General features: G+C 42.2%; 6 protein-coding genes and 1 pseudogene. 2 read left to right on the forward strand and 5 right to left on the reverse strand.

Features of this window, described 5'->3' with window-relative positions; genetic code table 11:
* The 4 genes from F6K38_RS25830 to F6K38_RS25845 all read right to left on the reverse strand — a co-directional run.
* A partial coding sequence (locus F6K38_RS25830) for a hemopexin repeat-containing protein (protein WP_287357928.1) occupies nt 1–6601 on the reverse strand: 6601 nt, incomplete at its 3' end.
* Nucleotides 6602–6888: 287 nt separating this feature from the next.
* Nucleotides 6889–7995 carry a substrate-binding domain-containing protein gene (locus F6K38_RS25835; RefSeq protein WP_008189723.1) on the reverse strand — a complete coding sequence of 369 codons (1107 nt, stop codon included), beginning with the start codon at nt 7993–7995 and terminating at the stop codon, nt 6889–6891.
* 288 nt (nt 7996–8283) lie between these two features.
* On the reverse strand, nt 8284–9009 hold the full coding sequence (locus tag F6K38_RS25840; protein ID WP_287252881.1) for a hypothetical protein: 726 nt from the start codon (nt 9007–9009) through the stop codon (nt 8284–8286).
* Between the two features lie 163 nt (nt 9010–9172).
* The gene (locus F6K38_RS25845; RefSeq protein ID WP_287357929.1) at nt 9173–10912 is read right to left on the reverse strand and encodes an extracellular solute-binding protein; all 1740 of its coding nucleotides are present in this window, start codon (nt 10910–10912) and stop codon (nt 9173–9175) included.
* 146 nt (nt 10913–11058) lie between these two features.
* Between F6K38_RS25845 and F6K38_RS25850 the strand changes: the two genes are divergently transcribed.
* Nucleotides 11059–11886, forward strand: coding sequence for a Uma2 family endonuclease (locus tag F6K38_RS25850; protein WP_008189719.1), 828 nt, complete (start codon nt 11059–11061; stop codon nt 11884–11886).
* 144 nt (nt 11887–12030) lie between these two features.
* Nucleotides 12031–12816, forward strand: a complete 786-nt coding sequence (locus F6K38_RS25855; RefSeq protein WP_008189717.1) for a Uma2 family endonuclease — start codon at nt 12031–12033, stop codon at nt 12814–12816.
* A 160-nt stretch (nt 12817–12976) separates the two neighbouring features.
* Here F6K38_RS25855 and F6K38_RS25860 read toward each other — a convergent pair.
* Nucleotides 12977–13257: pseudogene (locus F6K38_RS25860) on the reverse strand (tetratricopeptide repeat protein); the annotation flags it as partial.

Raw genomic sequence — 13257 nt, forward strand, 5'->3', positions numbered from 1 at the left:
CCAGTTCCATGGAGGCAACAAACAAGGTGGTATCGATCACGAGATACACATTCCGTTGATTGATCACCACTGCTGCTAGCTTGGCTTGCTGTTGGGCTATCTTCTCTTCAAATTCATCCGGTAGATGTTTAAAGCTGGCTTCTTTCCGTAAGTTGATAGCGATAGATTTGGGATAATCTTGATCAATCTGTCGATAGTCATCGCTGGAATAACGGACGTATTGGTCACCTGAGAATAGATACGTTATCCCTTTAGTATCAACAACCGCAGCATCTACTTTTTCGGTTAAAACATTCTTAACCAGCCCCCAATGATCTCGTGTTCTGTGGATCTTAGGCTCTGGATTAGTTGAACCAGGGGTAATAGTTAAGAAACACTCAGGGTTGAAACAATGAATAGCACCGCTTTGATCAACGAAGACAGTGGTTAACTCCTCAATGACGTGATTATCACAATCAATCCCCTTCCACAACTTATCTAGAGACTTAGGATAAGACCAATAATCATTTTCGGGATTGTATTCCAGGAATTCACCATCATGGATCAAGATCAGATTGTCACCATCTACATATAACGCATCAACCTGGTCAAAACCCGCTTCTTGATAGTCCTGGGGAATATTCCAAAAACTCTGGTCGGCTTGTATGGGGTTTTCGGTATCGGGTTCTGTGTAGTCGTTGGATGAGTAACAAACATATCGGAACTCGCCATCTTCATTAGGGGGTTCTAGTAGATAGGTCTTACCATCGAGAACATAAGCATGAGCGACACGAGTTAACCCACCCCAATGATCTTTGATCATTTCCGGTAGTTCCGACGCTGGGTTATCCATGGGTTTATTATTTTCATAGGTAAAAAACTGATCCTGTGAAAACAGATAAGTTTTTCCATCCCGGCCCACGAGTCCAGCATCAACCTGTCCAGATTCATAGATGCGGTTGGCTACGCGCCCCCATTCTTCTTTTATCTCCCTGGTTTCATCTAGCAATCGGTTGTAAACCCGATTACCTTTGAATAGATAGGTATTACCATCTGTGCCTTTGAGTACAGCGTCTATACCCGATTTGAAATCATTAGGGAGTTTAGTGAACCATTCAGGCTGTTTGTTAAGTCGGTCCCACTTTACGCCTTCTAAGCTAGTACTATGCTCCCAACCTCTGTTTTGGCTCTCAATGTAAACCGAGCCGTCTTGAATAAAGGCACATTGAATTACATAGGTTGCATTAGTGTAGTCTTTGTAGGTTTTTGATCTGCTATTGGAAATGACGCGAAGCTGTTGATCAGCAAAAAGATAAACATTACGCTGATCAGCAAACGCGGCAGTCAATTTTTCGACTAAGGCGAGACTCTCTTTATCTTCCTTTAGCTGTTTAAAGCGAGGCTCATCGGCTAAAGCATCTTTGATTGACTTCGGATAACCAGATTCAACATTCTCGTAATTGTCATCTGTGTATCGGAAGAATTGTGAACCGGAAAATAGATAAGTATGAATTGCGCTTTGCTTCTGAGTCTCAGTTTGACCTTTAACTTCCTCCTCCCATTCAGAATGCAGTCGCACCGCCGCATCAATCTTGCCGGTTTCTAAAATATTATTTTTGATGTTGCCCCAGAATTTGTTAGTTGTTCTGGGATAGCCGTTGTCCAAATGACAAAACTCTTTGTCTGAAAAACGAACATACTCATTGCCAGAAAAGAAATAGGTTTTTCCATCTTTTCCGGTAAAGGCTGCATGTATTTTAGTAAAGGGGATGTCGTCCCATTTTTCGGAAATAGTTTGCGGCTCTGACCACCAACGGTGCATAGCATCAGAGTGGATAAATTGGTTGCCAGAAAATAGATAGTGGCTGCCATTATAATCTGTGAAAACCGCATCAACTGCTGCAAAACCAGCATTAATTAAATGCTGAGGCAGATTCCACCAGTTATCATTGACAAGTTTTGGCTCCCGATACCCTTCATCTGCTTCTTTGTAGTCATTAGTTGAATAGCGAACATACTTCGGTTTTGAAGTAGACTTATCGAATAAATAAGTCTTTCCATCCAAGACAAAGGCTGCATTAACTTGTTCTAATCCCCCCCAGTCAGATGCGATCGTTCTCGGATACCCTGCATCGACTTCGGAATAGTCATCACTGGAATAACGGAAATACTGATTGCCGCTGAAGAGATAGGTTTTGCCATCAAGACCAACAAAGGCGGCATCTACGGAACCATCGGTCAGGGGGTTTAAGGTTTTACCCCAATGCTCTTTAATTTCATGGGGGGTAATCTGACTATTGCTTGAATCAATAGTTATATATTTTTTGTCTTTAAATAGGTAAAGTACTTGATTGTTATCTTTAAAAGCCGCATCTATATCCTGATAGAACTCAGCAGGAAGATTGTTAAAGTGTTCTTTAATGAGTTTAGGGAACCCTTCAGTGGGCATCACGCCATCATTTTCCAGGCAATCGTTAAAGCTAAATATCTGATCGCCGCAGAAGATCATGATCTGACTACCGTGGATATATGCCGCATCCACTTTGCCGGTAGTTTTGAGATTATTTTGCGTCCGCCCCCACTTAGCGAGAATACTCTGGGCTTTAGTCAGGTCCTCTGAGCTAACAAATTGATCGTTTTTAAATAAGTAGGTCTTACCATCATGTCCGACAAAGGCAGCATCTATGGATTCTTGAAATGGTTTTGGTAGTTGTTCGTTGCCTGGTTCATTTTTCCAGTGTTGGGCAATATTTTTAGGATAGCCTTCATCGATATAGTCGCTTCCCTTGGATTGGCGGACATATTCGTCACCTGAAAAGAGATAGGTGTATCCGCTACTATCAGTATAAGCGGCATCGATTTTATCAAGGTTCTGGAAGTTATTATGGAGCTTACCCCATTCTCGTTCTTTTAGTTCCCAAACTTTATTATCTTTGGATTGCTGATAGTATTTTCCGTTAGCGATAATCACGTTTCGACCGTCATTATCCACAAAAGCCGCATCAATGGTTTTACCGGCAAAGTGAACTGAAAGTTCTTTAAGTTCCTTTCCTTCTTCTTCTTCTAATTCATAGGTTATGCCATCATAAATCCAATATCGGTCACCTGCGAACAAGTAGATCTTGCCATCGGTGCTCTCCAGGAGGGCATCAAATGTTGTAATGGGTGTAGTTGTATTGGGTGTAGTTGTATTGGGTTCAGGTTTTTGGGGAAGTGCCAGCTTTTCAGGAAACTTCTCCACTAAACTCTGATCATGAAAGACCAGCTCAATATCTTCTTTAGTCAGTTTGAGTTTATTGGCCAGCAAGGCAAACTGTTGAGTTCGGCGATAGGCAGTGTTGAACCGTTGTTCTTTGGGCAGTTTGGTAATATTGCCGAGAAGATCTTCAGCCTTTAATAAGGGTAACAACCATTCAGATGCAATATGATCACTGCCTTTGAACATCTCAGCAGAGATCACTCGCATACTATCCACATTAAGGTTAAACGTCTGCTTTAACTGTTTATAGATAAAGGTTTCTTGTTTTTCAGCTAGGGTTTTAACCAGGCTAACTACCTTATTAACCATCGCCGATTGCTCTTTAGCAATGGCATGCAATAAGAAGAATACATCTTTATTGTAATCTTCAAATGCTTCTAGGGATATGGCCAGGGCATTGTCGATATTTAAGAAATAGTCCAGCTTATCCTCTGGGATTTTCCGGTCATCGGTGATGTGCTCTAAACTGATCAGAAGGTCAAATAATTCCTCTTTTTCGCTGCTACTGAAGCCCAGCTGATCTAGTGGATGATCCACTAACTGTAGCTTGTCTGATAGCAGTACGATATTGCGCAAAGTATTAAACACAACCCGGTTATCAGTGGGCTCGAATGACCACCAAATATCGAAGTTTTGGAAATTTTCTTCTTCTCTGAAAAATGCTTTATGTTTTTCGGCTATTTTACCCCCTTCTAGAAAGTGGTAGTTTACCGCCTGGAAAGACCATCTGGCCACAATCTTTTCGGCAACCTTAATAAAATCCTCTCGGCTAAACTGAAGATAACTAGACAGATTTTTTTCAAGATGTTGCTTTAAGGCTGATAATATCGCTGTTCTATGGGGATAGAATTGCAACGCCAGGGAAAAATCTTTGAGTGGGAGCTGAGTTAGTTTCAGGTTATCGACAAAATGCCCGTCTTCATCGATATAGTCGTTAAACTTGAGATTTTCAATCAAATCATCCACTTCGAGCTCGGTTAGTGGTAACTCAGAAAAGATACCTTTGTTAACCGCAATCTTGTGTAGTTTTATCTCCTGACTACGCTTAGACAGAATCTCGAATACATCTTTTGACTGGGTACCGATATTGGCATTAACTTCAAAATTATCTTCATTATCAGAATCCTCGAAGAATGACTTTTCAACTAGGGCACCTTGATCATCGATATAACCGTTAAAAATTAGATTATGGTAGAGCTCTCTAGATTCAAATTCTTGTAAGCCCAAGGGTTTGAGATCGGAAGGATAAATAGAAACATCATCATGGTCTTGATGGAGCTTGCTAATTTGATTGAACAGCTCAGACCGAATCGGGGTAAACTCTGTATCAATGTGGAATTTACTCACATCGGTAGTGAGTTGGTCTTCAATCAGCCTGCCTTGAGTATTCAAGTGACCTTTATGAATCAAATTGTCATAGATTTTATCGGCTATTTTTTCCCCAATCCCCAAGCCTAAGAAATCTTTCTGTGTAATGGTGTCAATTTGATTAACAGCGTCGTAGGCTGCTTTTTTGACAAGATTAGCATCAAAGTCAATCAGCCTAGGCTCTTTCTTAGTCAGATGATATTTGCAATCGCTTAAGGTTTCGTAAACCAGCCGTGATGTCCGGCTGTCCAGCCCAGCTTCTTTTAGTAATGACTCTTTAAAATGTAAGGGTTTAAACCCTTGATGCCAACTATTGAATAACGCCAGTTTTTCTTGTTTGTCAATCTCCTTTTGGGTTTTGACTTTCTTAACCGGCATGGTGTCATCAATTTTCTTCAAGTCGATTTTATCGACATAAGCACCACTGGTTATTTTTAACAATTCATGGGCAGAAAAGTCGTTCTTTTGCATCCATTGGGTCAATCCATAAACGACTTGAATCAACCACATGGAGTCTTGAACATTATCGTTGGAGATGATTTTATAACAATCCCGCTGATCTATCTTAAAGTCTATTAAAACGTTGCAATTTTTAAATTGACGAACAGCGGGGTCTTGTTCTAAGATATCGAAAATAATAAATAGCTCTTCCAGGGAAATCTCACAGATATTGGCTAGCTTACTCACACGGTAGAAAGTGGTAAGCATTGACCTTTCTTCATTCCCAGTGTTCCAAAGCTCATCCTTATCCCAGTGGCTACGAAACTTTTTAATTAAGTAGGTCAGTTGCTTGGTTGGTAAATCCAAAGAGTGGGCAACCCTTTTTCGATAACCGTCATTGGATGAGTCGAGAATATCTAGTTTGAATTCAATCTTAGAAAGTCCTAGCTCAGAAAATTGTTGAGGAATATTGGCGTGATTCCAGATATACTGTTTATCGGCGATGGCACAGGGGTTATTGTAAACGCGGTTAAACAGGTCAATGGGCATCTCCTCATTACCTTGCCCGAGGATATTCATCTGAGCAAAAAAGGCACAAATCTCATCGACTTCCAGTTCCAGCTTAGCCTTTAGCCAGTGAACAACTGCGATACGGGTAAGGGCTTCTGGGTTTAACTGATTGTTACAGCAGGTACGTAGGATAATATCCAGTTCGGTAAACGTGAACCCGGTTTTCTTAGCGAGACGGATGAAGCGGTTGGCACGGTCTAACCAGAATTCAAGCCCTTGAGCCTGTGATGTAGAGCCTTGACTTTGCCACGTAATGCGTTTTTCATCATCAGTTAGAACAGCAGCCCCTATTTGAGGGCCATTACAGAAAAATTTTAATAAATTAGCGTCCTGAAGTTTTTCACTATTTTGATTAAGATTTTGAAATAAAAGTTCTCGAAGTTCTAGTTCACTGATGCCGGTAGCTGTAAGAAACTTATCTACTACTATCTCACCATTGGCTATATCTATAAGGTCAGAGAGTGTAGCAACACCGTAACACTGTGCGATCGCATTGCCTGTTCGGGCGGTTTCGATCAGAGTCGCCCACTCTTGTTCTAAGATCCCTAAATAGGCTTTTGCCAACAGCTCTTGCTGTGGCATCTCATCAAGTAATCTATAAAGTTCTTCAGCTTTTACACCGAGATGCTGCAGATAGACCTTGACTGTGGCGTAGTCAATATCTTGGGGCAGGTTAAAGGGATAAATCGCTTTACGGATCTGTTCAAAAGCCTCACCATTTCCATTGTTCTTGATTTTAGAGGCTAGGATCTCATTGACTCGATCCAGGTAAGGTAGCATCTCAAAGGTATTTTTAGCATCCAGCAGTATTTCCTTGATATCACTGCGACGCTGGTCAAACCCGTGTTCCTTAAACTCATCATCCAACAGTTGTAATAAATCAGCTAAATAAGCAGCAGGAGAATAGACTGAACGGGCTTCATCGCCTTTTTTGAAATCAATTTCGCCAAAAATTCGTTCATAGCTTGGTAATTGTTTAGCCATATTTCCCTCTACTTATTCAGAGCATTTATACCAACTCTGTACTGGTGCGTCTTTCTATACTATTGGACCTGATACAGCTTTAACAGTACCCTTGCGGGTACCTTTTTTGTTAAGAAAGATTAATCGATATAAAGCAAAGGGAGCAGGGAGCAGGGAACAGGGAACAGGGAATAGGGAATAGGGAACAGGGAATAGGGAATAGCGATGCAGCACCTTAATAAGGGAGTTTCGCGACTCCCGACTCCCGACTCCCGACTCCCGACTCCCGACTCCCGACTCCCGACTCCCTACTGCACCCGATTCCACATCCGTTGAATTTCCCCAATCACCTCAGAATTTGGTGGTGCTAAGGTTTTTAAATTAGGGTCAGTTTTTGCACCGGGAATACCTTTTGTCCAAGGACTCCCGGAGACAGATTGCAAATCAATACCCCCAATCACAGGACGAAAACCGTATTGCACAAAGGTTTTTTGTTGTTCTGGAGCAGTTAGGAATTGGAGGAATTTCCGTGCTGCTTTTACCTGTTGCGAGTTCACATCTCTGCGGACAATGGCTGCGGTGGAAACCGTTTCAATGGTGGGATTAAAATAATAAATCTGATAGGGCTTGCTTTGAGTCTGTGCTACCTGTTCCCAACGGTAGAGGGCAATGCTTTCATATACAGTAGCAACATCTGCCTCATTGGGACCACGGGCAATAAACTCTTGCAATAGAGTGTCTGTTGACCGTGGCGGTTGATAGACAGACCGCTTGACTAAACTGAACAGAGATTGAGTTTCCGAGCTATTAAAATTAGTTGGGGATAAGGTTGCGCCCCCAGAATTACTCTGTGTCCAAAGACTTAAGGTCAGTTGTCCGCTATTGGAACGATTAGGATCGGTAGTCACAAAGTCAAAACTCCCCCAGTTAGGATTGCCTCCAATCTCCTGCCAATTGCGCTTTTTCATGGCATTTTCCAGTCTTAACCATTGAAAACGACCATCGGGAAATAGAACTTGTCCCCGTTCTGGCCAAGCAATACCTACTAAGAGGGTTTTGGCAATGGGTTGGGGGTTATCATAAAAGGCTTCACTAGTGTTTTGGGCTTGCCAGCGGACGCTTAACTCATTCAACAAAACCCCATTAGCGGGAATTAAAATTGTGGGTTTAAAATCATTCTTTTCATCGAGATAGCGATTGACTAATTCCTGGGAGCCTTGGAATTTAAATTCGATGTTAATATTAGAATGGGTTTCTTCAAAACGTTGTTCGAGAACAGCGAGGGGTTCTTGCAATTCTGTTCCACTTACCACATAAAGGGTTTGATTTCCCCCTGGTAAAGGAGCGTAGGCAATGCCTAGGGAAACAGCGATAATCCCCAGGGAGGTAATTGTTTTAGTGGTTTTATTATCCATGATTTATAACGATTTGCGACTTTATTGAGTACATATTTCTGGTTTTTTAGGGAACAGGGAATAGGGAACAGAGAAGAGGGAAGAGGGAATAGGGAACAGAGAACAGGGAACAGGGAATAGATCAGTTGGTATTAAACTTAAGTTATTTAAAGCAGTTTGCAATTGGGTATTGAAAACCGCTATAGCTGATAGCTGATAGCTGATAGCTGATAGCTGATAGCTGATAGCTGATAGCTAATAGCTAATAGCTAATAGCTGATAGCTGATAGCTGATAGCTTACTATCAAGTTAAGATAGGAAAAGAGCCATATTGTCTTGAAAACCTGCCAATTCCGTACTGAGGGAGCGCAATTCTTCCACGGCTTGGGTATCTTCTAAATTGCTTGTGCGCAGGCGATTCTGCAACTGTTGTAGAACTCCCGCAGTATCAGTAATCAAAGTAGCTAGAGCAATCACCTGGGCTTGTCTGGCATCTTCCCCTTGTCGGGCAAGGGTAATATTGTGCTTTAAGCTAGTCGCTAATTGCTGTAATTGTTGCCTGGCGACTCCAGAACTATTAGTTTTTTTCGCTTCTACCTCTTGCAACTGCTGCTGTAAATCGGTTACTGAAAGCAGGGAGTCTGTACCATGGAGACGTTGGGAGAATTGGTCAATTTTGCTGGGTAATTCCAAAGCGCGATCGCATGCGAATTGAATAGTAGAAAGTAGCTCCATTTCGGTGGTAGCAAGGGCAAGTTTTTCCGATTCTGAGCGCAGGCTTTCTGCTTTTTGAGCAATCAGTTGAGCCTGTTGTCGTACCTGTTGTAATTCCCTTTCCAAAGCAGGGTTTTGTAGGGTCGGGCGTGGTTGACTTTCCTTTTGCTTAAGAACAGTGGCACTAGCCACCGTGACCACTCCTGCTAGGGGAATAGCAATGGGGCTCGGAAGTCGAGCAACTCGTACTGCGATCGCCAGGACTACACCTCCTGCTAAGACCGCTAGGGGATAATGAAGAGGATTTGCAAAGGTTAACATGGGTTTAGTAATCGGTAATCAGCGACTGATAATTTACTTTAACTATATATGGTTAACTATTTTAATGAGGTACATCTAAATTTTTTTCCCTGTTCCCTGTTCCCTGTTCCCTGTTCCCTAAAACCCAAGAATCTGTACCTCACCCAATTGAAAACTGCTGTACTTAAAACTCAACTTGTAAATCTGCGATTAAATTAGAAATTGTTTCGGGATTGCCCTGACGATAATAGCCCCCATTTAGTTCAGCAATTGTTTGCAGGACTTTAGGACTAAATTCTCCTTGTTTGCCGTAACCGACGGTAAAAAAAGCAATACTTTCCTCCGCTTCAAAGTTACTGCTTTGTAATTGTTTTGAGAGGTTATCGAGAGTAATTTCTGAGCCAGAATCCTGACCATCGGTCAAAATCAACACCGCATTAATCGCGTCTGTTTTAAAATTTTGTTTTAACCAGTTCCGAGCAAAAATAGCACTATCATATAATCGAGTTCCTCCCCCAGCTTTCAGACTACCGATAAATTTTATCCCCTCAGCTTTTCCTTGGGGTGTTCCTTCCACCATAAATGGCTGCTTAATCTCATTACTGAAAGGAATAATTGCTATCTTTTCCCTTGAACCGAGATTCTGCACGTAGTTCAGTAACGTATTCTGCACACCCGAGAGTTTCTCACCTCTCATAGAACCGGAAACATCTACGACTAAAGCAACTTGGGAAGGTTTTTTGGCGTAGCTTTGCCAACTTTGCAACATCGCTTCTACCACTTCCGGTTTAGGAGGACGGTAGGAATCGTATTGAGGATTAGCTTGTACCCCAAATTGAGGGGAAAACTTACTGCCAAGGGGCACCCCTGGAATCCCCGGACGTAAGCCCAAGTCTACCGCAATTTTTTGGGTTTCTGGTTGCCGTAGGAATTCAATAACTTTTTCCCCTGCTGCTTTCTCTTTTTCACTCACCCATGGGGCATTGGGGAGGATGGCGCGGATGTTGGAACTGAAGGTAGCGGAAGGATAAACCGCTTGATAGTTAACCGTATTATTACCTTGGCTGTTGGCAGAAATCACTAAAGATTCATAGACAGAGCCCACAGAAGCCCAAAACGGACCGTTTTTTACCATCGATTTCGCTAAAGATCCGGTGGATTTGCCGTAACGGGTGATTTTGTTTTGGATTTTCTGAACCCGATCTTGGTATTTTTTAACATCGGCTATGGTGAGTTCTTGAGGACGCTTACCGGAAACCGAAGCAAATTGAGCCACTAGGGTTTGCAAGCCAGAATTAGAACGGGTTGGGGCGGTGTGAACGTAGGTTATTGGTAAAGGAGCCGCCTTGGGGTCTAGATCCTGGTGATTTTTCGCTTCTACCAACGAAACATAGAGATCGTCCACTGCTGCTAAACCTCCGGCTAAATCAGCTTGGGTCATAAAAACCATCGGACTGTAAGCAAGCAGAGGTGATTCAGTTAAATCTGGGATATAGTTCTGTCCTGGAAAAATTTTATTAATCTGGAAGATCAGCTGACTCTGGTAAATTTCCCCATCCACAGAAATTAAAGTAGGAAATTGGGAATCTTCAGGAGCGATCGCACCGGATTGCAATTGTTGCGTAAGATTAAGAACTTCATCGACCACATCCCCACTTCCTTTAGTATCGCAGGTTAGATAAAAGGGAGTACCATCCTCTAGTTTAGGCTGGGAGTTATTGAGTTTGGTCGCAGCGCGATCGCAAAAATCTTTTAAGTCACTCCCTGCCAGAAAGCGAATTTCTAAACCTCGGTTGACTGTTTGGTTGATCGTTTGACTATTCTGACAAGCACCAAGGAGCAAGAGAACAGAAGAGACCGGTACCAAAGATAGTTTCCAAGAGATTGAAGAGAAAATCTTGGGGAGATTGCTATAATTAAACATCACACATCCCTTAGTTGTTGAATCTAAGATCAAGCACCAATTAAATAATAACACGTTTGCTTTACAAAAAATCTGTTAAAATGGTAGTTTTTTATAGGGTGTGATAAGATAGAATAGGCTTCCAGTATTTGGTGAAAATTTTTCCTATGATTCAGCAAATTACTCCCACCACCGATGATATCTTCTATCCCGAAAGTGACGGGAAACCCATGGCCGACAATACCCTTCAATTTGAACTAATTACCACCATTAAGTATGGCCTGGAAGTCCACTTCAAAGATGAACCCAATGTATTCGTTGCTGGGGATTTGTTGTGGTATCCAATACAAGGACAACCCAAAATCAACCAAGCCCCCGATGTAATGGTAGTTATCGGTAGACCGAAAGGGCATCGGCGTTCTTATAAAACTTGGGTTGAAGATAACCTTAATCCCCAAGTCACCTTTGAGATTGCCTCCGAAACCAATACCATCAAAGAATTAGAAGAAAAGAAACTCAAGTTTTATCAGACCCATGGGGTAGAAGAGTACTATCTCTATGACCCAGATCGGACAAAACTGAAAGGCTGGTTGCGTTCAGGAAAAAAACTAGAACCCATCCCTCAGATGCGAGGTTGGGTGAGTCCCCGTTTAGGAATTACCTTTGAGTTAGTAGCATCTCAATTGGTACTCTATTATCCCAATGGTGAGCCTTTTGCTAGCTATTTGGAAATTAGTGAGCAAAGAGATATGGCTCAACAACAGGCAGAGCTCGAAAGGCTGGCAAAAGAACAAGAACGCCAACGGGCAGAGCAAGCGCAGGAAGCTTTAGAGCAAACGGAGCAAGCTTTAGAGCTTGAAAGGCTGGAAAAACAACAGGCATCACAACGAGCAGAGCAAGCACAGCAAGCTTTAGAGCTTGAACGAACTCGTATGAAAGCATTACTGGAACAATTAAAAGCCAAAGGGATAAATCCCGAGGATTTTAACCTATAATCTCTAGCAATTCTGATCACGAGTGAGATACAAATAATTTTTTCCCTCTTCCCTACTCCATTCCCCCCTTATTAAGGTTCCCCCCTTATTAAGGGGGGCTAGGGGGGATCCTCCCTACTCCCTACAACCCAAACAATTTTTCCTATGGTTCAGCAAATTACTCCCACAACCGATGACATCTTCTATCCCGAAAGTGACGGCAAACCAATGGCCGACAATACCCTTCAATTTGAACTAATTACCACCATTAAGTATGGCCTGGAAGTCCACTTCAAAGATGACCCCAATGTATTCGTTGCTGGGGATTTGTTGTGGTATCCAATACAAGGACAACCCAAAATCAATCAAGCCCCGGATGTGATGGTAGTTATCGGTAGACCCAAAGGGCATCGGCGTTCTTATAAAACCTGGGTTGAAGATAACCTTAATCCCCAAGTCACCTTTGAAATTGCATCATTAACCAACACCATCAAAGAATTAGAAGACGATAAACTCAAGTTTTACCGGACCCATGGAGTAGAAGAGTACTATCTCTATGATCCAAATAGAGCCAAACTAAAAGGCTGGTTGCGTTCAGCCGAAAAACTAGAACCAATCCCTCAGATGCTTGGTTGGGTTAGTCCCCGTTTAGGAATTACCTTTGAGTTAGTAGCATCTCAATTGGTGCTCTATTATCCCAATGGTGAGCCTTTTGCTAGCTATTTGGAAATTAGTGAGCAGAGAGAACAACAACGTCAACGGGCAGAGCAAGCCGAAGAAGCTTTAGAACAAACACAGGAAGCTTTAGAGCTTGAAAGGCTCGAAAAACAACAGGCATCAAAACGAGCAGAGCAAGCACAGCAAGCTTTAGAGCTTGAACGAATTCGCATGAAGGCATTGCTAGAGCAATTAAAAGCCAAAGGGATAAATCCCGAGGATTTTAACCTGTAAGGGATTTGATTGATAAGTTGTTGGTTGCTACTATCTTGTTTCGTCGTAGTTTGTCCCACTGTGGGCAAAGGCATAATTACCCCTACTGAGATCAAACTAACTAGAGCTGTTGCCCAAATTGTTGGCCTTTTTGATTTAGTTGAAACCATACCGATACCCCCTACCTCAAATCCAGAGCCGCCTCTAAAATTTCACTTTTATTCTGTTCTAATTCACGCACTTCTGATTCATCCCCTAAAGCCCGATAACTGACCTGGGCTTGCTCTAACCACTGTAACGCTTCTTCTTTACTATCAAGAATTAGGGTGATAATCACTAAACTCTTTTGTATTTCCGCTTGACTGTTTAAATCTGATGCTGCTTTAGCCAGTTCTAAACCTTTGAGGTAACGCTCCTTTGCCAGTCGATTTAACCCCACTTGTGTGTAGGTATTCCCTAGCA

The organism is Moorena sp. SIO3B2 (genome assembly GCF_010692525.1).
In the GTDB taxonomy this organism is placed as follows: domain Bacteria; phylum Cyanobacteriota; class Cyanobacteriia; order Cyanobacteriales; family Coleofasciculaceae; genus Moorena; species Moorena producens.